Source organism: Nocardioides sp. QY071 (assembly GCF_029961765.1).
Taxonomy (GTDB): Bacteria; Actinomycetota; Actinomycetes; order Propionibacteriales; family Nocardioidaceae; genus Nocardioides.
In genome coordinates this window covers 1,109,610-1,134,561 of record NZ_CP124681.1, presented here as the reverse complement: position 1 = coordinate 1,134,561, position 24,952 = coordinate 1,109,610, and the positions used below count along the sequence as shown (strand labels likewise).

The following is a 24,952-nucleotide window of genomic DNA, read 5'->3' as shown; positions in this document are numbered from 1 at the left end:
GTCGGCGCAGACTTCCGGAGGAGCCCGAAAGGGCTCAAGGCAAAGAGTTCCCGTCCCGCGATGAATCAGGGGCGATCTCAGGGTCGGTCCGGAGGAATCCCCGATGCCGATGTCCCCGCTCACTGGAAGTGTGAACGCCATGCACCGTCAGATCGCCGGCAAGCTGACCGGCCCCGTCACCAAGTGGATCGTCCTCGTCGCGGTCATCGTGATCGCCGGCGGCCTGGCCTCCTTCGCCGGGAAGCTCGTGGACGTCCAGAACAACGAGACCGAGTCCTGGCTGCCCGAGAGCGCCGAGTCGACCAAGGCCTTCGAGAAGCTCGAGGCGTTCCAGGACCCCTACGACGTCGGCACGACCGTCGTCTACTACCGCGCGTCGGGCCTCACCGACGCCGACCTCGCCGCCATCGAGACCCAGGGTGGGGAGATCGGCAAGCTCGACGGCGTCAGTGACGTCGTCACCCCCCAGGCCGCGCAAGCGGCCGGCGTACCCGCGCCGTTCGTGTCCGCGGACGGCAAGGTCGCCAAGCTCGAGTTCACCGTCAACTACGGCGACGAGCTCTGGGAGGTGCTGCCGGACCTCAAGCCGAAGATCGACAAGATCATCGCGATCGACGGGGTGAGGTCCTACCTCGCAGGAGCCGGCGGCCAGAGCGCCGACGCCGCGACCATCTTCTCCTCGGGCGACAGCAACCTGCTGCTGATCACCCTCGGCGTCGTCGTCCTCATCCTGCTCGTCACCTACCGCAGCCCGATCCTGTGGCTGTTGCCGATCATCACCGCCGTGGTCGGGCTCGGGGCCTCGATGGGCGTGCTCTACTTCCTCGCCAAGAACACCAGCCTCACCGTCAACGGGCAGACCCAGTTCATCCTCACGGTGCTCGTGATCGGCGCCGGCACCGACTACGCCCTGCTGCTGGTCGCCCGCTACCGCGAGGAGCTGCGACGCCACGAGGACCGGCACGAGGCTATGGCGTTCGCCCTGCACCGGGCCGCTCCCGCCATCCTGGCCAGCTCGGCGACCGTCGTGGTCGGTCTGCTCTGCCTGATGTTCGCCGACCTCAACTCGACCGCCGGCATGGGCCCCGCCAACGCCGTCGGCATCGCGGTCACCTTCGTCGTGATGGTCACCCTGCTGCCGGCGCTGCTGGTGATCTGCGGGCGCTGGGTGTTCTGGCCGTTCGTCCCCCACTTCGGCAGCACCGAGCCGACGGCCTCGGGCCTGTGGGCGAAGGTCGGCAAGGGCATCGCCCCGCGGCCCCGTCTGGTCTGGATCGGTACGGCGGCCGTGCTCGGCCTCCTGTGCCTGGGCTTCCTGCGCCTCGACACGGGCGGCATCCCGAGCGACGAGCAGTACACCAAGGACCAGGACTCCGTGATCGGTCAGACGATCCTCGTCGAGCACGGCCTGGTCGACGCGAGCACGCCGATCCAGGTGGTGGCGAACGCCGACCGCGCCGACGACGTGGTCGCCGCGATGTCGAAGGTCGAGGGCATCTCCGCGCCGGTCGCGGTCGCGGAGAAGGACGGGATCGCCCTGATCGTCGCCGACCTCACGAGCGACCCCTACTCCGACTCGGCGACCGCGGCGGTCGAGGACGTCCGCAGCGCCGTCCACGGGGTGCCCGACGCGGACGCGCTGACCACCGGCATGACCGCGGTGTCGATCGACATCATGGATGCGTCGGCACGCGACAACAAGGTGATCATCCCGATCGTGCTCGGCGCCGTGCTGCTGATCCTGGCGGGGCTGCTGAGGTCGATCCTGTCGCCGGTCCTCCTCATCGGGACCGTGATCCTGTCCTTCGGCGCCGCCCTCGGCATCTCCGGCCTGGTCTTCGACCTGCTCTACGGCCGCGAGCACACCGATCCGGGCTTCCCCCTGTTCGCGTTCGTCTTCCTGGTCGCCCTGGGCATCGACTACAACATCTTCTTGATGACCCGGGTGCGCGAGGAGGCAGCGACCCACGGGACCCGGCGCGGGTCGCTGATCGCGCTGTCCTCGACCGGCGGCGTGATCACCTCGGCCGGGCTCGTGCTGGCCGCGACCTTCGCGATGCTCGCCACGATGCCGATGACCTTCACCCTGCAGCTCGGCACCACGGTCGCCCTCGGTGTCCTGCTCGACACGATGATCGTCCGCTCGGTCCTGGTGACGGCCCTCAACCTGGACCTGGGCGGGAAGATCTGGTGGCCGAGCAGGCTCGACCGGGGCGCACCGGCGGTCGAGCCGCCGGCGACCGAGCCGGACCGGATGCCGGCGGGCGTCTGACCGGGTCCAACCCCGCGTCGGACGCGTTCCCTACGACGCTCCCACGGGCCGAACGGGCGGCCTGTGGGAGCGAGGGGTCCTCCACGGCGGAGCCGAGCGGCCGCGGCACGGTGGTCACCTGGAGCCTCCCGGGCTCCTACCACGGCACCTTCGTCGCGCGGGTCGCAAAGCTGACGGCGAAGATCGCGAGCTGAGAGGCTCCGCTGAGCCGGACGTCGTACGACGGGCGTCCGCGCCTCGGCCTCCGCACGCGTCCGCGACCGTGCCCGGTAGCCTGAGGGCGTCATGACGGATGGCCCCACCCCCCAGCAGATCCGGCGTGCGTTGGCCCGTGCCGAGCGCGGTGCCGCGCTCGACGTCGCGGAGACGACCGCCCTGCTCGCCGCGACCGGCGAGGACCTCGACCGGTTGTGCGCGGCCGCGGCGAAGGTCCGCGACGCAGGCCTGGTCGCCGCGGGTCGTGTCGTGGACGGCACGGGCGTGGTCACGTACTCGCCCAAGGTGTTCATCCCGATCACCAAGCTGTGCCGCGACCGGTGCCACTACTGCACGTTCGTGGAGACCCCGGCCCAGGCTGCACGCGAGGGGCGGGCGCCGTACCTGTCGCCGGACGAGATCCTCGACATCGCCCGCCAGGGCGCCGAGCTGGGCTGCCTCGAGGCGCTGTTCACCCTCGGCGACCGGCCCGAGGACCGCTGGCCCGAGGCGCAGGCGTGGCTCGACGAGCAGGGCTACGACTCGACGCTGGCCTACATCCGGGCGATGGCGATCCGGGTGCTCGAGGAGACCGGGCTGCTCCCGCACCTCAACCCCGGCGTGATGTCGTGGGAAGAGCTCAACCGGCTCAAGCCGGTGTCCCCGTCGATGGGGATGATGCTCGAGACCACCTCGAGGCGGCTGTTCGAGACCAAGGGCCTGGCGCACTACGGCTCGCCCGACAAGGACCCCGAGGTCCGGCTCCGGGTGCTCGAGGACGCCGGGCGCCACGGCATCCCGTTCACCACCGGCCTGCTGGTCGGGATCGGCGAGACCCTGACCGAGCGGGCCGAGACGATCTTCGCGCTGCGCGCGACCTCGCGGGCCTACGGCGCCGTGCAGGAGGTCATCGTCCAGAACTTCCGGGCCAAGCCCGACACGGCGATGCGCCACGTCGACGACCTCGACCTCGCCGAGTACCGCGCCGCGATCGCCGTCACCCGGCTCGTGCTCGGTCCCAAGGCCCGGATCCAGGCGCCCCCGAACCTGGTCGACCTCGAGGAGTGCCGGGCGCTGCTCGACGCCGGCGTCGACGACTGGGGCGGCGTCTCGCCGCTCACGCCCGACCACGTGAACCCCGAGCGACCCTGGCCCTCGCTCGACCGGCTGCGCTCGATCACCGCGACCTGCGGGTTCGAGCTGCGCGCGCGGCTCACGGTGCACCCGGAGTACGTCGTCGGGTCGCTGCAGCGCGGCGAGGCCTGGATCGACCCGCGCCTGCACGCCCATGTCGCCGCGCTCGCCGGCCCGGACGGTCTGGCGATCCCCGAGGTCAGGCCCACCGGCCTGCCCTGGCAGGAGCCCGACGGCGGCTTCGAGTCGGCCGGTCGGACCGACCTGCATTCCGCGGTCGACACGGACGGCCGCACCGACGACCGCCGTTCGGACTTCGGGTCGGTCTACGGCGACTGGGCCGCGGTCGGCGAGGCGGCCGCACACACCGGGCTGATCGATGGCGCGCCGGCCGTCCTGCACTCCGAGGGCCGCGAGGCGATGGCCGCCGCGGAGGCCGATCCGGGCAACCTGTCCGACGAGCACGCACTGACGCTGATGACCGCCGAGGGTGACCTGCTGCGCGAGGTGGTCCGACTCGCCGACGACCTGCGCAAGCAGACCGTCGGCGACGAGGTCACCTACGTCGTCAACAGGAACATCAACTTCACCAACGTCTGCTACGTCGGGTGCCGGTTCTGCGCGTTCGCGCAGCGTCGCACGGACGCGGACGCCTACTCCCTGTCGTACGCCGAGGTCGCCGACCGCGCCCAGGAGGCCTGGGACCTCGGCGCCACCGAGGTCTGCATGCAGGGCGGCATCGACCCCGAGCTGCCGGCGTCGGCGTACTTCGACATCGCCGCCGCGGTGAAGCAACGCGTCCCCGACATGCACGTCCACGCGTTCTCCCCGATGGAGATCGTCAACGGCACCGCCCGCACCGGCCTGTCCATCGAGGACTTCCTGATCAAGGCCCGCGAGTCCGGCCTCGGGTCCCTGCCGGGCACCGCCGCGGAGATCCTCGACGACGAGGTCCGCTGGGTGCTCACCAAGGGCAAGCTCCCGGCGCGCACGTGGATCGAGATCGTCTCGACCGCGCACCGCATCGGCCTGCCGACGACGTCCACGATGATGTACGGCCACGTCGACAACCCGCGCCACTGGGTCGGCCACCTCAACGTCCTCAAGGGGGTGCAGGACACCGCGCGCGAGAACGGCTCGAGCGGGTTCACCGAGTTCGTGCCGCTCCCCTTCGTGCACACCTCCGCGCCGATCTACCTCGCCGGCGTCGCCCGCCCCGGACCGACGCTGCGCGACAACCTCGCCGTGCACGCCATGGCCCGGATCCTGCTGCACGGCCGGATCTCCAACATCCAGACCTCCTGGGTCAAGCTCGGCGTCGACGGCACCCGCGCCATGCTGAACGCCGGCGCCAACGACCTCGGCGGCACCCTGATGGAGGAGACCATCTCCCGCATGGCCGGCTCCGAGCACGGCTCCGCCAAGACCGTCGAGGAGCTCACCGAGATCGGTGCCGGCATCGACCGGCCGGTGCGCGAGCGCACCACGCTCTACGGTGAGCCCGGCGCCCGCGCAGCCGGCTAGCCTCTACCGCTGCTGGAGCGGGCGCGCCGGGCGACGGAGTCGATAGCGACCGCGAGCAGCAGCACCGCGCCGGTGACGATCAGGCGGACGTCGGAGTCGACGTTCATCAGGTTGAGGCCGGTGCGGATCGCCTGCAGGACGAGGATGCCGAGCAGGGCGGAGTACGCCGACCCGCGGCCGCCGAAGAGGCTGGTGCCGCCGATGACAGCGGCGGCGATGGCGGTGAGGTTGGTGTCCGTCGTACCGCTGGACTGGGAGACCGTCGTGAGCTGGCCCGCGACGAGCACGCCGCCGAGGGCGGCGAAGGTCGAGCAGAGCACGAACACCGAGCCGTAGACCAGGCCCACGCGGATGCCGGCCCGGCGGGCAGCCTCCTCGTTGCCGCCGACGGCATAGACGTAGCGACCCCAGCGGGTACGCCGCAGCAGCAGGTCCATGAGCACGACCAGGCCCGCGAAGAGAACCGGCAGGTAGCCCCAGCCCCGGTCGATGCCGAGGTAGTAGGTCAGCCAGCCGAGGCCGACTGCCAGGGCCGCGCCCTTGATGATCACGCCGAGCAGGTTGGGAGGGGTGAGCCCGGCGGCGCGCTTCTGCCGGATGCTCCACAGCCGCGAGCCGACGTAGACCGCGACCACGACCGCGACGAGGGCGTAGCCCTGCCCGTCGGAGAGGAACTTCTGCCGGGTGAACTCCGGCAGCCCGGAGTCACGGGGCAGGTTGATCGTGCCCTGGTCGCCGAGGACCCAGTAGAGGGCGCCCTCGAACGCGAGCAGGCCGGCCAGCGTGAACACGAAGCTGGGGACGCCGACCCAGACGAAGAGCACGGCGTACCCGGCGCCGATGAGGGCGCCGAGCGCGATCGCGGCGAGGATCGACAGGGCCAGGGACTGCCCGTGGCTGACGAACATGACCGCCGTGGTCGCGGACGTGAAGCCCGAGACCGTGCCGACGCTGAGGTCGATCTCGCCGAGCAGCAGCACGAGCACGATGCCGAGCGCGATGACGCCGAGCGGCGCGGCGTACAGCGTCATGGTGACCAGGCTGCGCGAGGACAGGAACGTGGGCTCCTGGCTGTAGAAGAACACGCAGATCGCGACCAGGCCGAGGACGACGGGCAGCATGCCGAGGTCGCCGCCACGCAGGCGGCCGACGAGGTGGCGCAGGTAGTCGCTGGGCGAGACGACGCGGACCAGCCGCTCGTCGGCCGCGTCGACGGCGGACGCGGGCTTGTCGGTGAGCTGGTCGGTCACTGCTCCCCCTCAGGGTGTCCGGCGCGGCGCGCGGCGCGCTGGGCGACGACATTGTCGGATGCACCGGTGATGGCGGCGACCAGCTGGTCGGTGGTCGCCTCCTCGGTGCGGAACTCCGCGGCGTTGCGGCCCAGGCGGAGCACGACGATCCGGTCGGACACCGCCTGCACGTCGGCCATGTTGTGGCTGATCAGGATGACGGCGAGGCCCTGCTCGCGCAGACGCTCGACGAGGTTGAGCACCTCGGCGGTCTGGGCGACGCCCAGCGCGGCGGTCGGCTCGTCGAGCATGACCACCTTGGGGTTGCCGACCAGGGAGCGCGCGATCGCGACGGTCTGTCGCTGGCCGCCGGAGAGCCCGGCGACCGGGATCCGCACCGACGGGATCTTCGCCGAGAGGCTGCGCAGCAGCCGCCAGGCCTCCCGCTCCATGGTGACCTCGTTGATCACCGGACCGAGGTGGTGCTCCTTGCCGAGGAACAGGTTGGCGACGACGTCGAGGTTGTCGCACAGCGCGAGGTCCTGGAAGACCGTGGCGATGCCGAGGTGCTGGGCCCCCGCGGGGCCCGCGACCGTGACCGGCGACCCGGCGAACTCGATGACACCGGCGTCGGGCTGGTAGACGCCGGCGATGGTCTTGACCAGCGTCGACTTGCCCGCGCCGTTGTCGCCCACGAGGGCGACCACCTCTCCGGCCCGGACGGTCAGGCCGACGTCGGTGAGCGCCTGGACGGCGCCGAAGCGCTTGTTGACCCCGGTCAGGGACAGGACGACCTCGCCCGTGTCCCTGACCGCGACCTCGTTCTCGATGACGGACATCAGGAGACGCCGGCCTCCGTGCAGGCCTGCGCGTACTCGCCGGTGCAGATCTCCGAGGCCTCGTAGAACTTGTCGGCGATGACGGTGTCGGCGACGTTGTCCTTGGTGACCACGATCGGCGTGAAGATGTAGGACTTGACGTCCTTGTACGTCGACTGCGCGATGCCGGTGTCGGTGGTGGCGGGCACGTCGTCGCCGTGGGCGAGCAGGACGGCCACCTCGGCCGCGGTCTCGGCCTCGATCGGGATCGGCTTGTAGATCGTCATCGTCTGCTCACCCGCGAGGATCCGCTGGATCGCGGCGACCTCGGCGTCCTGGCCGGTGATCGGCGGCAGCTTGTCGGCCGCGATGTGGTCGGTCAGCGCGGCGATCACGCCGCCGGCCTGGCCGTCGTTGGCGGCGTAGACGCCACCGATCTTGGCCGGGTCGTACTTGTTGAGCTGGTCGGTCGTCCACTGCTGGGCGTTCTCCGGGCTCCAGTCCGGGTTGTCGTACTCGGCGAGGATCTTCACGCCACTGCCGTCGAGCACGCTGTGCGCGCCGGCCTTGAACTGCGCGGCGTTCGGGTCGCTCGGCGCACCGTTGAGCATGAGGATGTCGCCCTTGTCGCCCATCGCGTCGACGAGCGCCTGGGCCTGCATCTTGCCGACCGTCTCGTTGTCGAAGGACATGTAGTAGTCGGCGTTCTCGATGAACCGGTCGTAGGCGACGACCGGGACGTCCTGGCCCTTCGCCTCGTCGACCATGCCGGTCGCGCCCTCGCCGTTGACCGGGTCGAGCACGACGACGTCGGCACCCTGGTCGAGCGCGGTCGTCATCTGCTGAGCCTGCTTGGCCTCGTCCTGGTCGGCGTTGTAGTAGAGCACCTTGCAGTCGCCGCACAGCTCCTTGACCTTCGCCTCGAACAGCGGGCGGTCGTGGGCCTCGTAGCGGGTGGTCTTCGACTCCGGCAGGAGCAGCGCGATGGTGCCTCCCTTGCCACCGTCGCTGCCGCCCTTCTCGGCGTCATTGGCACCGCACGCGCTGAGCGCGACGGCACCGAGGAACAGGGCCGCGCTGGCGGCGGCGACTCGACGGGCTGTTGTGGACATGGCTCTCCTCGATCGGACATTGAGCGGTGGTTCGAGTGTTGTGCGTCACGTCGTAGACGTCAAGACTTGAACACAAACTTCGTCATATCTGATCTTCGATGGGCTTTGTGGTCATTGCTTGACCATTACGCCGGAGCCGTGCACAGTGACGCCATGACGTCGGAGCGCAGCGACCACGCGCCTGGATCGACCGCATCGCTGCGTGCGGCCAACCAGCGCCGCGTGCTCGACGTGCTGCGCACGACCGCCGACGGCGAGGCGACCACGGTCTTCACCCAGGCCGAGATCGCCCGGGCGACCGGGCTGGCCCGCGCGACGGTGTCCAACATCGTGCGGGACCTCGGGCAGGCCGGGCTGGTCGACACCGAGGCGGGCAGCGGGCGCCGCGGCTCCGCCGTACGCCTCTCGGAGGGGGCGGGCATCGTCGCCGGCGTCGACTTCGGCCACAGCCACCTCGCGGTCGCGATCGGCGACCTCACCGGGCGGGTGCTCGCCGAGGAGCGGCGGACCATCTCCCCGGAGTTCCCGCACGAGGAGGCACTCGCGCTCGCCGTCGCGATGACCGACGAGCTCCGGCCCTCGGCCGCGACCCTGCGCCACGTCGGCCTCGGCCTGCCGGCGCCGGTCACCGACGGTGTCGTGCAGAGCGCCGCGATCTTCCCCGGCTGGCGCAATGTCGACGCGCGCACCGCCGGCTCGGCGGCCTTCGGCTCCCCCGTCGACGTCGAGAACGACGCCAACCTCGGCGCTCTCGCCGAGCACCGGATCGGCGAGGGCCGCGGCACCGACAGCTCGGTGTTCGTGAAGATCTCCTCCGGTGTCGGCGCCGGCATCATCTTGCGCAACGAGCTGTTCCAGGGAACCGCCGGGAGCGCGGGCGAGATCGGGCACCTCACCTTCGACGAGCAGGGCCCGCTGTGCCGCTGCGGCAGCCGCGGCTGCCTGGAGACCTACACGTCCGTGCAGGCCGTGCAGGGACTGCTCGCCGGCCAGCTCCCCGGCGCCGACCTCGAGGAGATCATCGCGACCGCCGAGAGCGGCGACATCCTGGCCCGCCGCGCCCTCGAGGACGCCGGCCTGCACCTCGGCTGGGGCCTGGCTGCGGTCGTGAACCTGATGAACCCCTCGGTCGTCGTCATCGGTGGTGACATGGCCCGCGCCGGTGACCTGTTGCTCGAGTCGGTCCGGATCGGCCTGCGCCGCCACGCGCTCGACACGCTCGCCCTCACACCGGTCGTCGCGAGCCGGCTCGGCGAGCGGGCGTCCCTGCTGGGTGCGGTCCTGCTCGCGGCCGAGCAGACCGAGCTGCTCGTGGACTGACCCGAGCTCCCGCAGGCCCCTAGGCGAGGAACTCCAGGAGCGCCTCGGCGACCTCGGCGGGCGCCTCCTCGGCCTGGTGGTGCCCCGACGGGATCACCCGGTGACGCAGCGGCTGCTCCAGCCACGGCGGCCAGATGCTCGCCGGATCGCCGTGGATGTCGAGGTCGTCGTGCGCGGACTCGAGGAGCAGGGTCGGGCACGCGACTCGGCGACCGCTCGCCCGGTCGGACTCGTCGTGGGCCCGGTCGACACCGAGACCCGCGCGGTAGTCCTCGCACATGCCGTGCACGACCGCGGGGTTGCGCAGGGCCGCCCACAGGTCGGCGTGGTTGGCCGGCCCCATGGCCTCGGCCGCCGGGGTGCGGTACCACGCCTCGGGGTCGGCGTCGATGACCCGTTCCGCGGGCTTGTCGGTCTGGCCGAGGAACCACCAGTGCCACCAGGCCTGGGCGAAGCGCGCATCGGTGCGCTCGAGGTGCTCGACGACGGGCAGCCCGTCCATGACCACGAGGTGCGAGATCCGTTCGCGGTGGTCCATCGCCGCGCGGAACGCCACCAGGGCACCCCGGTCGTGACCGACGACGGCGAAGCGGTCGTGCCCGAGGTGGGTCATCAGCTCGCAGATGTCGCGTGCCATCACCCTCTTGCTGGACTGTGCGTGGTCGGGCTCGTCGGGCGGCAGTGAGGAGCCGCCGTACCCGCGCAGGTCCGGGCACACGACGGTGTGCCGATGGGCGAGGCGCGCCGCGACCTCGTGCCACGTCGCGTGGGTCCGGGGGTATCCGTGGACCAGGACGACCGGGCTTCCCGTGCCGCCGCGACGGTGGCGGATGCGGACCTCACCGAGGTCGATGTGCTCGAGGACGAAGTGGTCGAACATCATTCGAGCGTACGAGGCCCAGCGCGGCGCGCCGGTCGCTCGACCGTCGCCCGCCCCTCCCGCCACGCGCGGAACCTGGCCCAGCCGCGTCGTACCGTCCGCCAGGCCAGCCAGAGCAGCAGCAGCCCGGCGAGCAGGAGGAGCGCGGCGAGCGCCGCGGCGGCGTACGGGTGCTCGATCGCGAAGGCGACCACGGCCAGCACCGCGACGTCCTCGCCGATGCTGATCCCGATGTTGCTGAACGGCTCCGGCACGGTGTTGACCGCCATCCGGGTGCCGGTCTTGACCGAGTGCGCGGCGAGGGCGCTGGCGCCGCCGACGCTGCCACCCAGCAGCTCGCTGATCGAGCCCGAGTCTCCGGCGATGAGGACGCCGACCGCGCCACCCACGACCGGCCGGATCAGGGTCGAGACCACGTCCCAGGCGGAGTCGACGTACGGGATCTTGTCGGCGACGAACTCGAAGACGTACATCAGCGCAGCCACGGTGAGCACGTCCCAGCGCGCCAGCACGTCCGGGATCTCGTCGAACGAGCCGAGCCGGTCGGCGAGCCCGAGGACCAGCACGACCAGATAGCTGTTGATCCCGCTGGCCCAACCCGAGGAGAACGCCAGGGCGAGTGATTCCACGCGGACAGCGTAGGACGTGGAGGACCCGGGGTACCGCAGGCGCATGACGACCAACGAGCCGAACGATCCGGAGCAGTACGACGACTACAGCGTCGACGACGAGACCCAGCTCCAGCCCGAGGACACGCTCGCGGACGACGACGTGGCCGACGAGCTGGACCGCGGCTACTCCCCGCCCGAGAAGTACTCGGCCGGCCAGCGCTACGGCAACACCCCGTGGGAGCAGGCGCACCCGCAGCCACTCGACGACCGGCTGGCCGAGGAGGAGCCGGAGGTCGACCCGGCGGCGGATCCGACCGGTCCGGAGGACCCCGACGCCGAGGTCGGCGGCGAGCGCGCAGGCCGGCTGGTCGATCCCGACGAGGGTCTCGGCGACGACCTGGAGAAGGACCTGGTCGCCGAGGACGTCGGCATCGACGGCGCCGGCGCGAGCGCCGAGGAGGCGGCCATGCACGTCATCGACGACGAGGACTCCTCGGGCGGCCAGAACGGCTAACGCACGTCGAGCCAGACCATGCGGTGGTCGCTGGCGGGGAACGGGAAGGCGCCGGTCAGCCGGTACAGCGGGTCGGTGGTGGGCGGCCAGAAGACCCCGCCGCCGAGCACCTTCAGTCGCCGCGACGGCAGAACGTAGTCGACGCGCAGGTTGCCGGGAGCGCCGTCGGCGAAGTCCGCCGTGTCGTACGACGGGTCGCCGGTGTGCGTCGCGTTCGCACCGCCCTGCAGGAGCGCGGCCTCCGGCGCGCCCGCCGAGGTGGGCACGAACCGGCTGTCGACCTGCGGGTGGTCGAGGAGCTGCAGCACGGCACCGTCGACCGAGTCGCCGTCCTGCGGGTCGGCGTTCATGTCGCCGGCGATGACGAAGCTCGAACCAGGCCGCAGGCCGCCTCGGCGGCCGGCGTCGTCGTACAGGTAGCGGCTGCGGGCCGGGCCGGCGACGTAGTCGGCCCAGAACCGGATCTCGTCGTGGTTGCGGGTGCCGTTGCGGTCCTCGGGACCGTCGAAGGTCGGCGGCGTCGGGTGGGAGACGAGGAAGTGCACGGTGCGCCCGCCGACCTCGATCGGCACGTCCCAGTGCGACTTCGAGGAGAGCCGGAGGACCGCGAGCTCCTCGGGCGAGTACCAGTCGGCCGGCTCCGGCGTCGCCGGGTCGTCGGGCAGCAGCGCGCCGGGCATGTCCTTCCAGAGGAAGGTCTGGAAGGTGCGAACGGCAGCGGTGTCGATCGGGTACTTCGAGTAGACCACCAGGCCGTACTGCCCAGGGAACAGCCCGAACCCGAAGGCGTCGTCGCCGCCGCCGACCAGGCCGTTGTTGTTGAGGTCGAAGCCGCTCGCGATGCCGGTGTTGGACGGCGCGATGAACGCGTAGGGGTACTCGACGGGTCGCGCGCCGTTCTGCGAGACCTCGAGGTAGTTGTCGCGGAACAGGTCGACCGCGGCGGGCGCGTAGTCGAACTCGTTGACCAGCACGACGTCCGGATCGACCCGCTGGATCGTCTCGGCGACGTTGCGCGCCTGCTGGTTGTCGCGCGTCGAGAGGTCGCGGACCAGGTCGCCCTCCGCGTTGCGGTTGAGCGAGGCGTTGAAGGTCGCGAACCGCACCGGCTCGCGGTGCCCCGCGGGCTGCGCCTGGACCGGCGGGGCGGGCGCGGCGAGCGCGGTGAGCCCGGCCAGCAGGGCGAGGGCGGACAGGACGGCAGGGGTACGTCGCACGAGGTTCCTCCGAGCAGGGGTGCAGGTGCAGGCACCCTAGGTCGCAGGACCGCGTCTGCGCACCCATCGCGGCGGTGAAGGATGAGTGAACCGTCTGCGCATCCCGTCGAGGGGTACCTCACTTCCGGGCCAGACCGGCCCAGACGAAGGAGGGAAGATCGTGGCACTCATCTTGTGGATCCTGGCGGTGATCCTCGTGGTCTCCGGCATCTTCAGCCTGTTCCGCGGTGAGCTGCTCTGGGGGATCGTGCTGATCGTCGTCGGGCTGCTCGTCGGGCCCGGCGGGGTCAGTCTCTTCACCTGAGCAGTCCGCTGGGCCCGACCCGGGCCCGGCCTGGATTCGCCGACTTCCGCTGCTACGCGCCACGCGGCAAGTCGGCGAATCCAGGCTCAGCAGGCGAACTTGCGAACCAGCCCGTCGAGCTCGGCAGCGAGCTCGGCCAGTGAGCCGGCGGCACCCGAGGTGCCGTCGGCTCCGACCTGGGTGGAGGCAGCGGCCTCGGCGGCCACGGCCGCGTCGGTCGCGATGCCGTTCGTCCCGGTCGCGGCCTCGGTCACCGAGCGCGAGATCTCGTTGGTCGTGGCGGTCTGCTCCTCGACGGCCGCGGCGATGGTCGTCTGGATCTCGTTGATCGTCGCGATCACCTCGCCGATCTCGGTGATGGCCGACGCGGCTCCGGCGCTGTCGCGCTGGATGGCCTCGATGAGCTGACCGATCTCGTCGGTGGCGCTCGCCGTCGCGGCGGCGAGGTCCCGGACCTCGTTGGCGACGACCGCGAAGCCCTTGCCGGCCTCTCCGGCGCGGGCGGCCTCGATGGTCGCGTTGAGGGCGAGCAGGTTGGTCTGCTGGGCGATCGAGGTGATCACCTTGATGACCTGGCCGATCTCGGCGGACGACGTACCGAGTGCCTCGACGGTGCCGGTCGCCGAGCGCGCCCGGTGCACGGCCTCGGCCGCGACGGTCGAGGCCCGCGACGCACTGCGGGCGATCTCGGCGATGCTCGCGCTCATCTCCTCGGCAGCGCTGGCGACGGTCTGCACGCTGCCGGAGACCTGCGCCGCGGAGGCGGACACGCTGCCCATCCGGGCCGAGGCGTCGTCGGCGCTGCGGCCCATGTCGGCGCTGACGGCGGTCAGCTCCTCGGACGCGGCCGCCACGGAGGAGGCCGTCTCGCCGATCCGGGTCATGCTGCTGCGCAGGGACGCGACCAGGGCCCGCACGGACTGTGCCATGACGCCGACGTTGTCGTCGCCGGCGAGGTCGAGCTCCCTGGTCAGGTCGCCCCGAGCCACGGTGGCGAGGTAGTCCTTGACCACCTCGACCCGGGTCGCGGTCTCGGCCGCTGCCTCGGCCGCGGCCCGCGATCGCGCCGCCTCCTCCTCGAGCCGGCCCCGCTCCACCGACGCCCGCTCCTCGGCGACCTCGCGTTCGCGCTTCTCCTCCGCGAGCTGCGCCTCCCGACGCTCCTGCTCGCGCCGCGACTCGGCCTCGGCCGCCTCGCGCTCCATCCGGGTGCGCTCCTCGAGGGCACGCTTCTCGTCCTCGGCGCGAGCCAGCCGCTCGGCCTCGGCCTGGCGGGTCGCGGCGTCGGCAGCGTCGAGGGCCTCGATCACCTGGTCGACCGCAACCGCGATCGCCCCGATCTCGTCGTCGTTGGGGTGGTCGACCCGCCGGCTGCGGTCGCCGGCTGCGATCGCCGCCAGGGACGCCACGACCTTGCGCAGCGGTCCCCCGATCGACCGTACGACGGCCAGCCCGGCCAGCACGAACAGCAGCAGCCCGACGAGGGCCACCGTCAGCAGCAGGGTCCGCAGCAGGCCCGCGGCGTGCTCGACGTCGTCGACCTGGCGGGTGACGAGGGCGTCGACGTGGTCGTCCGCGTCGTTGTAGAGCGTGTCGACGGCGGCCGCGGGACCGCCCTCGGCCTCGAGGGCGAGCGCGACCATCTGGTCGGTGTCGCCGGCGAGGGCGGCGGCGTGGATCCGCTCCAGGTAGGAGTGGTACTCCGTGGTCTTGTCGGCCAGCCGGGTGAGGTAGTCGGCGGCGAGCTTCTGGTCATCCAGGTCGAGGCCGCCGCGGTACTTCTCCAGCGCCGTCTCGTAGTGCTTCTCGGCCGAGGAGTGAGCCTGCTCCGCGGCGGCGGAGCCGGCCGCGGAGCCGGTGGCGACGGTCGCGACGTACTCACCGGTGTCGGCGCGCTGCAGCAGCCACTCCTGGTAGCCGGCGTTGAGCTTGCTCGACACTGCGGCACCGGTGCGGTTCGCGGCGGTGTGGCTCTGGACGTCGGCGACCTCGATCGCGGCGACCGCGCCCACGACGAGCAGCACGACGACCCCCAGCCCGACCATCCCCCACAGCTTCTGCACGAGGGTCACCCGCCGGCGCAGCGGCAGCCGCGGGCCCACCGGGTCGGGGGCCTGGACCTCGGCTCCTGCAGAGGTGGGTCCGGGTCGGGCGAGCAGCGGGGCGGATCGTTCGAGCATGGTCGTCACGACGGGCCCCATCGGCGCCGCCCGCCGGTTCCGAAGGCAAAAGTAAAGAAGCAGGCTCAGTCGAGCGCGGCGTACTCCTCGCGCAGCCGGCCCTTGACCATCTTCCCGGTGGGCGTGCGCGGGAGCGCGTCGCGGAACAGGAACTCCCGCGGCACCTTGTAGTGCGCGATCCGGTCACGGGCGTACGACGCCAGCTCGGCCGCGAGCACGTCGTCCGCAGTGGCGCCGGGCGCGGGCTGCACGAAGGCCACGACCCGCTCCCCCATGTCGTCGTCGGGCACCCCGATGACGGCGATGTCGGCGACCGCGGGGTGGAGGGTGAAGAGATCCTCGACCTCCTGCGGGTAGATGTTCACGCCACCGCTGATGATCATGAACGCCTTGCGGTCGGTGAGGTAGAGGAAGCCGTCGTCGTCGAGGTAGCCGAGGTCGCCGACCGTGGTCCAGCTCGGGTGCTCGGGGTGCTCGGTGGCGCGGGTCCTCTCGGGGTCGTTGTGGTAGCTGAAGGTGCGGGTCTCGCGCTCGAAGTAGATGGTGCCGACCTCGCCGGCAGGCAGGTCGCGGCCGTCCTCGCCGACGACGTGCGGGACGCCGAGCAGCGGCTGCCCCACCGAGCCGGGGTGCTGCAGCCAGGTGGCGGAGTCGATCCGGGTGGCGCCGTTGGCCTCGGTGGAGGCGTAGTACTCCTCGAGGATCGGGCCGAGCCAGTCGATCATCCGGCGCTTGACGTCGACGGGACAGGGGGCGGCGGCGTGCACGACGCAGCGCAGGCTCGAGACGTCGTAGCCGAGGCGGACGTCGTCGTCGAGCTTCAGCAGTCGCACGAACATGGTCGGCACCATCTGGGTGTGCGTGACGCGGTGCTTCTCGACCGCGGCCAGCGCCGCCTCCGCGTCGAACCGCTCCATCATCACCAGCGTGCCGCCGACGGTGTGGATCACGCCGCCGAAGCGCAGAGGCGCCGCGTGGTAGACGGGCGCCGGCGAGAGGTAGACGGTGTCCTGGTCGAAGCCGTACGCCGGCGCGAACATCGCCGGATAGAGGTAGCCCGGCTCGTCGACCGCGATCCGCGGCAGCGGCGGCTTGATCCCCTTCGGCCGGCCGGTGGTGCCGCTGGAGTAGAGCAGGTCGTCGCCGTGGGGCTGCTCGGGCAGCGGCTCGGTGCCGGCGGCGGTGAGCGCGGCCTCGTAGTCGTCGTACCCCTCGAGCGGGCCGCCGAAGGCGAGTCGGACGGGCACGTCGACATCGAGCGCGGTCACCGTGTCGGCGAGCGCTGCGGAGACCACGAGCGCCTTCGCGCCGCAGTCCTCGACGATGTACGACGCCTCGCCGGCACTCAGGTGCGAGTTGACCGCCGTGATGTAGAGACCCGAGCGCAGCGCCGCCCAGTAGACCTCGTAGGTCTCGGGCCGGTTGTCGCTGACCATCGCGACCACGTCACCGGTGGCCAGCCCGGCGGCCCGCAGGTGCTGGGCGAGCCGGAGGCTGCGCTCGTCGAGCTCGCGGTAGGTGAGGGTCCGGCCACTGCCGGCCATGACCAGCGCCGGCTTGTCGGGGGTGGTCGCTGCCCAGGTTCCCGGATACATGTCGTGAGTCTGACAGTAATACTGTCATCGTCAAGGGCGGACGCCGCGGTAGATCCCGCGCCGCACGATCCACGGCTGCAGCACGCGGTGCACCGACCAGGCCGGGAGCCGGAACGGGTGTCCCGACGGCGCGAACACCCGCAGCCCGTCGGCCTCGGGCCCGAGCACCGATCCCCAACGCCGACGCGGCGGCTGGTAGGCGCGCAACGGGCGGTCGGCGAGGTGGGCGCGGATGTTGGCCGCCAGCAGCCGGTCCGCGCGGTTGCGCGCCGAGGAGCGCAGGGCGTCGGTGGCGGCGACGTCGCCGACCGCGAAGACACCCGGTGCGCCCGGCACCCGCAGCGTCGGCTCGACCCGCACGAAGCCGGCGTCGTCGAGCAGCCCTGCCGGCAGCCACGCGGTGTTGGGCCGGACCCGGCCGATCGCCCACACGACCGCGTCGGCGGCGGTCGGGGTCTGGCCGGTCGACCAGGCGACCGGGCCGGTGGTGATCGCGTCGCCGGCGAACCCGTCGGGTACGACGGCGCGGTGGCCCGGCTGCAGCACGACCCCGGCGCGGACGAGCCGGCGCCGCGCGACGTCCCACACCCGCGGGTGGTGCTGGGGCAGCGCCCGCTCCCCCGGGAACGCGAGGGTGACCGTCGCCGCGGGCCAGCGGGTCGCGACCTGGAGCGCGGTGCTGACCGCGGCCGCACCACCCCCGACGACGAGGACCGCCTCGGCGGCGGCGAGTCGTGCGTGGTTCTCGCCGAGCGCGGTGGTGACGTCGGCGTCGGTCTGGAACCCGGGCAGTCGCCAGAAGCCGTTGCTGACGCCGGTGGCGAGCACCAGGACGTCGTACCGGATCGCGCGGGGGCCGACCGCGACGCTGCGCCCGGCGAGGTCGAGCCCGGTCAGCTCGCCATGGACCAGCTCGGCCCGGTCGAGGCGGCGGAACCGGTCGAAGCCGATCCGGTAGTCGCGCGCCCACGCCTCCGGGCGGGCCAGGCGCAGGCCGAGCTCCTGCCCGCTCACCAGGCCCGGCTTGCTGGAGACGCCGACGACGTCGACGTCCGCGCGGGCCAGGTGGATCGCGGTCAGCAGGCCGCTGTCGCCCAGGCCGGCGACGACCACCCGTGGCCGGGTCACGCGGGCTTCCGGGCCCACGACGGCGGGCGCGGCACCAGGACCGGCACCGAGTCGACGACCTGCTGGTAGGACGGCCGTCGCTCGAGACTGCGCCGCTCCATCATCGGGATGCTGGCGCCGAGGAACATCGCGACCATCGCGACGCCGCCGACCGGCAGCCACCACCAGTCGGCGGGCGAGGCGGCGATGCCGAACAGCGCCAGGATCCACCAGAAGCAGATCTCGCCGAAGTAGTTGGGGTGGCGCGACCAGGCCCACAGGCCGCGGTCCATCACCTGGCCGGGAGCCCGCTCCCGCACGAAGCGGTGCATCTGCGCGTCGGCGGCCAGCTCGAGGAGCACGGCGCCGATGCCGACGACGACGGCGACCGCGTCCAGCCAGCGCAGCCCCGGACCGTCGCGGGTGAGCACGACGTACACCGGCACCATGCCGAGGAAGACCTGGCAGGTCGGCACCAGGTGGATGCCGACGAGGTCGGCGAGCAGCTCGAGGCGCCCGGCGCGCTCGCGGACCAGCGGGTAGCGCCAGTCCTCGTGGTGCAGGCCGGGGAAGGTGCGCACCCAGTTGGCGGTGAGCCGCACCGCCCAGAGCACGATCACGCCGAGCACCAGCCACGCACGGGCGTCGTCGAGGGCGACCTCGGCGGCGAGCAGCCAGTAGAGGGCGAGGTACGGCGGCAGCACGCTCCAGTACGCGTCGTAGAAGCTGGAGTTGTGGTGGATCCGGCTGGCCACGAACACCACGAGCGTGGCCAGGACGTCGGCGAGGAGCCCGTCGAGCCACAGCCAGCGGGTGTCCGGGCCCCACGCCAGCCAGGCGCTGGCGAGGCCGAACGCGACGGCGTACGCGAGCCCGACCCGGGTCAGCGAGGCTTCCCGGCTCATCGGCGCCGGCGCTTCGCGTCGTACATCCGCACGTCGGCGAGCCGCAGCAGCTCGTCGGCGTCACGCCCGTCGGGACCGATCACGGCGGACCCGACGCTGACGCCGACCGGGACGTGCAGGGCGAAGGGGTGGGCGTCGAGGACCTCCTGCACGCGGCTGCGCAGCCGTTCGGCGAGCACGGTGTGGCTGGTGCGCTCGTCGAGGCGTACGACGAGCACGAACTCGTCGCCACCCACCCGCGCGACCGTGTCGTCGGCCTGCACGGCGTCGGTCAGCACGTCGGCCACCGCGCACAGCACGCTGTCGCCGGCGGCGTGCCCGAGGTCGTCGTTGACCGCCTTGAACCGGTCGAGGTCGAACATCACCAGGGCGTGCGGCGAACGGCCGGGCGCCGCGGCCGCGGCCAGCGCCTCGTGCAACGCGATCCGGTTGGCGACGCCGGTGAGCGGGTCGACCCGGCTCTGGGCGCGCAGCCGGTCCTGCTCCTCACGGTGCGGCGTGACGTCGACCAGCGCGTGCAGCCGCATGGGCTCGCCGCTGGGCCCGGTGAGGTCGCGGACCTGGACCTCCACCAGCCGAACGTCGCCGGTGCGGGTCACCACGGTCGCGGTGAACGCACCCCCGTCGGTCGCCGGCTGGTCGCGGGTGGTCAGCCAGCTGCGGACGGTCTGGCCCCGCAGCGAGTGCACCGGGACGCCCAGCAGGTCGGCGGCGGCGGCGTTGGCCTGGTGGACCCGGCCCTCGGCGTCGCTGACCAGCACCGGCGTCGGCGTCGCCTCGAGGATCGAGGCCAGCCAGGCGTTGGACCGGCGCAGGTCCGCCTTGAGCCGTCGGCGGCGGGCGTCGGTCGCCAGCCACAGCAGCACCAGCACGAAGCCGATCCCGACCACGAGGCCGGCGAGCAGCGGGTCGGTGCCACCGTCGACAGTGCCCACCGCGGCCTCACGGTCCTGCTCGACGAGCAGCCAGCCGCCGATCGCGGAGACCTCGCTGACCGCCCAGAGCCGGTCGCCCGACCCGGCGCTGTCGATCGAGCCGTCGGCTGCTCGCCCGCGCAGCAGCCGCGGGTCGTCGGTGCGTACGCCGACCCGGCCGCCCGAGTCCGCGAGCGTGGTGCCGTGCCGGTCGACGACGGTGACCGCGACGCCGTACTGGCGGAAGACGGCGGCCATCTCGGCCTGCAGCCCGGACAGCGCGAGGGTGGCGACGACGTACCCGCGGATCTGGCCCTGCGGGTCGCGTACGGCGGCCGCGACGGCGATCGCCCAGGCGTGGTCCGCGGTCATCAGCTGGTAGGCCTGTGAGACGTAGGCGCTGTCACGCCGGCTCGCGGGCCGGTACCACTCGCGGAACGAGAAGTTCTGGCCGATCACGTTCGGGCTGGGCTGGGGCGGGGCCAGGTCGAGCATCGTGCCGGAGGCGTCGTACAGGGAGAGGTTGTAGGCGCCGGTCGTCGCCGAGCCCAGGGACTCCAGCGCCAGGTCCATGCGCTCCTGGTCGCCGGTGACCACGGCACGTCGTACGGCATCGCTGCGGCTGAACGCGGTCACGGCGTCGGCCAGTCCACCCAGCCGCAGGTCGACCCCGCGGGCCGCGAGGGAGTCGATCGCCTCGAGGCGGTTCTCGGCGGCGCTGGTCAGCGAGGCGTCGGTGTCGGCGCGGCCCATGACCACGATCGCAGCCACCAGCACGAGCACCAGGCTGACCAGGCCGGCGAGCACGCGGGGCACCAGCCGCTCGAGGACCGAGGGCTCGGTGGTGGCGGGAGCGGTGGTGAGGGCGGGCAGGTCGGCGCGGTCGACGGGGTGGACGAGCCCGGGCGGCACCCGGTTCTCCCGGAGCAGCGTGCCCAGCGCGTCGGCGTCCAGCGGCCGGCTCATCAAGAAGCCCTGCCCGAACGGGCAGCCGAGCCGGCGCAGGGCCGCGACGTGCTGCGGGCGCTCGATCCCCTCGGCGACGACATGGACGCCGAGCGAGAGGCAGAACCGCACCAGCGACTCGGCCATCCGCTCGTGCGGGCCGCCGGAGCCGAGGAACTGCACGAAGGACCGGTCGATCTTGACGCCGTCGACCCGGAACCGGCGCAGGTAGTCGAAGCTCGCGTTGCCCGTGCCGAAGTCGTCGAGGGTGACGTTGCAGCCGAGGGCCGCCAGCTCGGCGAGGACCTGCTCGTGCCCCTGCCCGGTCCGCGAGAGCACGGTCTCGGTCAGCTCGACGATCACCGCGTCGAGCGGCAGCCCCGCCGCCTCGGTCGCCTCCCGGAAGCGCTGCGGCAGCGTCGGGTCGTCGAGGTCGGCCGGCGACAGGTTGACCGCCAGGCACAGCCGCTCCCCTGCCGGCAGCCGCCGCCACTGCGCCACCTGGGTCGCGGCGGCGGCCAGCACCATCTCGTCGAGGTGCACCACCAGCCCGGACTCCTCGAGTGGTTCGAGGAACCCGGCCGGCTCGACCAGCTCTCCGCTCTCCCGGTCGAAGAGCCGGGCCAGCGCCTCGACCGCCACCATCTCCCCGGTGCGCAGGTCGTAGCAGGGCTGGTAGTGGACGACCACGTCCCCCTGCTCCAGGGCGCGCGCGATCCGCTCCGCAGTCAGTGTCTGCGCAGCACCGGATGCCATGACGACCTCACTCCCGGGAACCGCGCGACACCCCTCCCCAAGGCCGGCCCGTTCCCCGCCGCCCATCGTACGAAGCACCACGGCCGCGCGCGGCGGAATGTCCGCTCTTGCGTCCGGGAGCCGAGCAGCCGCCCGCGGCTCAGGTCGCCACCTCGGGCCTGTCGGGCTGGTCGGGCTCGATCGGCTCGTCGAGGAAGCGCACTGCGTGGGGCGGCGCCGGGTCCCCCAGCGTGTTGAGCGGCGCGTGCGCGATCACCGAGCGCGCCTTGCGTCGTACGACGGAGTCGCGGCGACCCCGCTCGTCGATCAGCACCAGCCGTCGCCCGTGCCTCAGCACCGGCGCCGCCGTGATGCCGGCCAGCGACAACGCCGCCAGGATCGCCGTCGGGTCCTGCCCCTCCGGCACCTCGTAGCCCAGCACGTCGCGGTCGCGACTCGCCAGCTCGTCCTCCCGCGCCATCTCCGCGCGGACCCATGGCACCATCACCAGGATCCCGGCGCAGGCGAGCACGGCGGCGAGTGCTCCGAACACCATCCACGGCAGACCTGCTCCGCCCATGGCACACCTCCTGCTGCGCACGGGAGGTACCCGGACGCGACGGTGGCAACCGGGTCAGCGGACCCGGAGGGTCACTCCCACTCGATGGTGCCCGGGGGCTTCGAGGTGATGTCGACCGTGACCCGGTTGACCTCCTGGACCTCGTTGGTGATCCGGGTGGAGATCTTCTCGAGCACCTCGTAGGGCAGCCGCGCCCAGTCGGCGGTCATGGCGTCCTCGGAGGTGACCGGGCGCAGCACGACCGGGTGGCCGTAGGTGCGGTGGTCGCCCTGGACACCGACGGAGCGCACGTCCGCGAGCAGTACGACGGGCATCTGCCAGATGTCGCCGTCGAGGCCGGCGGCGGTCATCTCCTCGCGGGCGATGGCGTCGGCCTCGCGCAGGATGTCGAGACGCTCGCGGTTGACCTCGCCGATGATCCGGATGCCGAGGCCGGGGCCGGGGAACGGCTGGCGCTGGACGATGACGCTCGGCAGGCCGAGCTGGGCACCGACGGCGCGGACCTCGTCCTTGAACAGCTCCCGCAGCGGCTCGACCAGCTCGAACTCGAGGTCCTCGGGCAGGCCGCCGACGTTGTGGTGCGACTTGATGGTCGACGTACCGGCGCCGCCGCCGGACTCGACGATGTCGGGGTAGAGCGTGCCCTGGACCAGGAAGCCGACCTTGGTCCCCTCGGGCGCGTCCTTGATCACCTCGAGCTCGGCGCCCTCGAAGGCGCGGATGAACTCGCGGCCGATGACCTTGCGCTTGGCCTCCGGCTCGGAGACACCGGCCAGCGCGTCGAGGAACTGCTTCTCGGCGTCGACGATGACCAGCTTGGCGCCGGTCGCGGCGACGAAGTCGCGCTCGATCTGCTCGGTCTCACCCTTGCGCATCAGGCCGTGGTCGACGTACACGCAGGTGAGGCGATCACCGATCGCCTTCTGCACGATGGCCGCGGCGACGGCGGAGTCGACGCCGCCGGACAGGCCGCAGATCGCGCGGCCGTCGGGGCCGATCTGGTCGCGAACGCGGGCGATCTGCTCCTCGGCGATGTTGCCGATGGTCCAGGTCTGGCGACAGCCGGCGATGTCCCACAGGAAGTGCTCGAGGATCTTCTGGCCGTGCTCGGAGTGCAGCACCTCGGGGTGCCACTGGACGCCGGCGAGGCCGCGGTCGACGTCCTCGAAGGCGGCGACTGGGGTGACCTCGGTCGACGCGAGCACGGCGAAGCCCTCGGGGGCCGCGCTGACGGCGTCGCCGTGGGACATCCACACGTTGTGCTCGGTCGGGATGCCGTTGAGCAGGGTGCCGGGGTGGTGGATCGCAACGCGGGTGCGGCCGTACTCGCGGGCACCGGTCGCCGAAACCGTGCCGCCGAGGTGGGCGGCCATCAGCTGGAAGCCGTAGCACATGCCGAACACCGAGGGACCCGCCGTGAAGATGGCCGGGTCGACGGCCGGCGCGCCCTCCTCGTAGACCGACGACGGGCCGCCGGACAGGATGATCGCCTTCGGGTTGCGGGCGACCATCTCGGCCACCGACATGGTGTGCGGCACGATCTCGGAGTAGACCCGCGCCTCGCGCACGCGGCGGGCGATCAGCTGGGCGTACTGCGCCCCGAAGTCCACCACCAGGACCAGGTCGTGCTCGGGCTGCGTCTCCTCGGCCGTCATGGGCGAATCGTATCGGCGCGGGCGCGTGGCCCCGAACCCGCGTCGTACCCGGCATTCGGGTCGCACTCGCCGCGGCGGGACGACCGGTTTGCCGGGTACGACGGGCTAGCCGGCCAGGCGCCGCAACCAGATCCGACGCTGGTGCTCGTCCAGGGCCCCGCGCCGGGCGACAGTGGAGGTGTCGACCCACCACCCGGGCTGCTCCGTGGTCCAGCGACGGGGGTGGTCGGACCGTTTCTCGGCGCGCCGGTAGGCCGCGTCGAGGCGGGCGAAGAAGGCGGACACGTCGCGGCGGTCCTCGGACATCATCGTGACGACCTCGAGGTCGAGGTCGCGGTAGAGCGCGTCCCGGTCGAGGTCCTTGCGGCGAACCCCGTCGGCGAGGTGTACGACACCCTCGTACTCCCCGACGACGCCTGCCCGCAGGTCGATCAGGTCGGGGGTGGTCAGGTGGCGGCCGTTCGGGGCGGCCGGGTCGAACAGCGGACAGTTGGTCTGCAGCACGGCCCGAGGCCGCCGGCGGAGCCAGGCCATGCGCATCCCGACCTCCTGGGGTGACCAGGCGTTCTCGTCGGCGAGGTCGAGTGCGTCACGGAAGGTGCAGATGCCGGGCCGTGAGACCAGGCCGCCGGCGTACCTTCGCAACCCGGCGAGGTCGGTGAGATCGTCGGCGCAGGCCATGTCGATCACGCGGACTGCGACGGCCACGGATGTCGCACGGCAGACCTCGAAGGCGACGGCGCGCTCGACGCGCGTGACCGGCAGGCCGTCGATCACCTCGACATCGGCCTCGAACAGCCAGTCCTCGGTCAGCTCCACGCCGGTCCGCGGTCGGGCGCCACGGGTGGTGAGGGCGATCGGCACGTCCAGTCGGGTCCTGCCGTCCTCGGCGATCCCTCCGAACCAGCGCGATTCCCGCCGCCACCCGAGCGACGCCCACCCCGTCACCGCTGCATCCGCCGGCAGCCCGGCGAGCGCCTCGACCACCCGTTGCTCGAGCGCACCGCCGTCGATCCCACTCGGGACGCACCAAGCGGGCGCGACCCGCCGCCACCGCGGTCCGCGCGCCTGGCCCGGAGTCGGTCCGGTCCTGCCGGCCGGGTCGACGTGGCAGGGCAGGACGACGCCGGGGCGGGTGACGGGATGCGGGAACACCCCGCCATCGTGCTCCGAACCTGCACTCCCGCGGCGGCCCTCCACAGGCAC

The 24,952-nt window shown here is 72.2% G+C and carries 19 protein-coding genes; 5 read left to right on the top strand and 14 right to left on the bottom strand.

Annotated elements, in window-relative coordinates:
- Window positions 1-139 precede the first annotated feature (139 nt).
- Both QI633_RS05350 and QI633_RS05345 read left to right on the top strand, forming a co-directional pair.
- Window positions 140-2,272 carry an MMPL family transporter gene (locus QI633_RS05350; RefSeq protein ID WP_141800083.1) on the top strand — a complete coding sequence of 711 codons (2,133 nt, stop codon included), beginning with the start codon at window positions 140-142 and terminating at the stop codon, window positions 2,270-2,272.
- A gap of 285 nt (window positions 2,273-2,557) precedes the next feature.
- Window positions 2,558-5,125, top strand: coding sequence for a bifunctional FO biosynthesis protein CofGH (locus QI633_RS05345; RefSeq protein ID WP_282428343.1), 2,568 nt, complete (start codon window positions 2,558-2,560; stop codon window positions 5,123-5,125).
- Here QI633_RS05345 and QI633_RS05340 read toward each other — a convergent pair.
- From QI633_RS05340 to QI633_RS05330, 3 genes are read right to left on the bottom strand one after another with little or no spacing between them, the layout of a single operon-like run.
- Window positions 5,122-6,375 carry a sugar ABC transporter permease gene (locus tag QI633_RS05340; RefSeq protein WP_282428342.1) on the bottom strand — a complete coding sequence of 418 codons (1,254 nt, stop codon included), beginning with the start codon at window positions 6,373-6,375 and terminating at the stop codon, window positions 5,122-5,124. The two genes, QI633_RS05345 and QI633_RS05340, sit on opposite strands and share 4 nt — an antisense overlap.
- A complete protein-coding gene (locus tag QI633_RS05335) occupies window positions 6,372-7,193 on the bottom strand; it encodes an ATP-binding cassette domain-containing protein (protein WP_141800085.1) in 822 nt (273 codons plus the stop codon). Before QI633_RS05335 ends, QI633_RS05340 begins: the two co-directional genes overlap by 4 nt.
- The gene (locus QI633_RS05330; RefSeq protein ID WP_282428341.1) at window positions 7,193-8,284 is read right to left on the bottom strand and encodes a substrate-binding domain-containing protein; all 1,092 of its coding nucleotides are present in this window, start codon (window positions 8,282-8,284) and stop codon (window positions 7,193-7,195) included. Before QI633_RS05330 ends, QI633_RS05335 begins: the two co-directional genes overlap by 1 nt.
- Window positions 8,285-8,437: 153 nt before the next feature.
- Between QI633_RS05330 and QI633_RS05325 the strand changes: the two genes are divergently transcribed.
- The gene (locus tag QI633_RS05325) at window positions 8,438-9,604 is read left to right on the top strand and encodes an ROK family protein (protein WP_282428340.1); all 1,167 of its coding nucleotides are present in this window, start codon (window positions 8,438-8,440) and stop codon (window positions 9,602-9,604) included.
- Between the two features lie 19 nt (window positions 9,605-9,623).
- Here the strand turns inward: QI633_RS05325 and QI633_RS05320 are convergent, their stop codons facing one another.
- Window positions 9,624-10,484 (bottom strand): alpha/beta hydrolase, encoded by an 861-nt coding sequence (locus QI633_RS05320; protein ID WP_282428339.1) that lies wholly within the window; start codon window positions 10,482-10,484, stop codon window positions 9,624-9,626.
- Window positions 10,484-11,113, bottom strand: coding sequence for a DUF4126 domain-containing protein (locus tag QI633_RS05315; RefSeq protein ID WP_222117908.1), 630 nt, complete (start codon window positions 11,111-11,113; stop codon window positions 10,484-10,486). The genes QI633_RS05320 and QI633_RS05315 overlap by 1 nt, the downstream gene beginning before the upstream one ends.
- A 43-nt stretch (window positions 11,114-11,156) precedes the next feature.
- Between QI633_RS05315 and QI633_RS05310 the strand changes: the two genes are divergently transcribed.
- Entirely contained in the window at window positions 11,157-11,609 is a 453-nt protein-coding gene (locus tag QI633_RS05310) for a DUF5709 domain-containing protein (protein WP_141800090.1), read from the top strand.
- Here the strand turns inward: QI633_RS05310 and QI633_RS05305 are convergent.
- Window positions 11,606-12,826 (bottom strand): endonuclease/exonuclease/phosphatase family protein, encoded by a 1,221-nt coding sequence (locus QI633_RS05305; RefSeq protein WP_282428338.1) that lies wholly within the window; start codon window positions 12,824-12,826, stop codon window positions 11,606-11,608. The two genes, QI633_RS05310 and QI633_RS05305, sit on opposite strands and share 4 nt — an antisense overlap.
- Window positions 12,827-12,986: 160 nt before the next feature.
- On the opposite strand from QI633_RS05305, the gene QI633_RS05300 reads away from it, so the two are divergent.
- The gene (locus QI633_RS05300; RefSeq protein WP_174245237.1) at window positions 12,987-13,130 is read left to right on the top strand and encodes a GPGG-motif small membrane protein; all 144 of its coding nucleotides are present in this window, start codon (window positions 12,987-12,989) and stop codon (window positions 13,128-13,130) included.
- A gap of 86 nt (window positions 13,131-13,216) precedes the next feature.
- Here QI633_RS05300 and QI633_RS05295 read toward each other — a convergent pair whose 3' ends face one another.
- From QI633_RS05295 to QI633_RS05260, 8 genes are all read right to left on the bottom strand, one after another.
- A complete protein-coding gene (locus QI633_RS05295; RefSeq protein WP_282429285.1) occupies window positions 13,217-15,310 on the bottom strand; it encodes a HAMP domain-containing methyl-accepting chemotaxis protein in 2,094 nt (697 codons plus the stop codon).
- 65 nt (window positions 15,311-15,375) lie between these two features.
- Complete coding sequence (locus tag QI633_RS05290) at window positions 15,376-16,905, bottom strand: acyl-CoA synthetase (protein ID WP_282428337.1); 1,530 nt, start codon at window positions 16,903-16,905, stop codon at window positions 15,376-15,378.
- A 30-nt stretch (window positions 16,906-16,935) separates the two neighbouring features.
- Window positions 16,936-18,033 (bottom strand): FAD-dependent oxidoreductase, encoded by a 1,098-nt coding sequence (locus QI633_RS05285; protein ID WP_282428336.1) that lies wholly within the window; start codon window positions 18,031-18,033, stop codon window positions 16,936-16,938.
- Window positions 18,030-18,917, bottom strand: coding sequence for a DUF1295 domain-containing protein (locus QI633_RS05280; RefSeq protein WP_282428335.1), 888 nt, complete (start codon window positions 18,915-18,917; stop codon window positions 18,030-18,032). Before QI633_RS05280 ends, QI633_RS05285 begins: the two co-directional genes overlap by 4 nt.
- On the bottom strand, window positions 18,914-21,532 hold the full coding sequence (locus tag QI633_RS05275) for an EAL domain-containing protein (protein WP_160158332.1): 2,619 nt from the start codon (window positions 21,530-21,532) through the stop codon (window positions 18,914-18,916). Before QI633_RS05275 ends, QI633_RS05280 begins: the two co-directional genes overlap by 4 nt.
- Before the next feature lie 139 nt (window positions 21,533-21,671).
- Entirely contained in the window at window positions 21,672-22,091 is a 420-nt protein-coding gene (locus QI633_RS05270) for a hypothetical protein (RefSeq protein ID WP_282428334.1), read from the bottom strand.
- A gap of 71 nt (window positions 22,092-22,162) precedes the next feature.
- Complete coding sequence (gene guaA, locus QI633_RS05265) at window positions 22,163-23,746, bottom strand: glutamine-hydrolyzing GMP synthase (protein ID WP_282428333.1); 1,584 nt, start codon at window positions 23,744-23,746, stop codon at window positions 22,163-22,165.
- 105 nt (window positions 23,747-23,851) lie between these two features.
- Window positions 23,852-24,901 carry a hypothetical protein gene (locus QI633_RS05260; RefSeq protein WP_282428332.1) on the bottom strand — a complete coding sequence of 350 codons (1,050 nt, stop codon included), beginning with the start codon at window positions 24,899-24,901 and terminating at the stop codon, window positions 23,852-23,854.
- Window positions 24,902-24,952 lie beyond the last annotated feature (51 nt).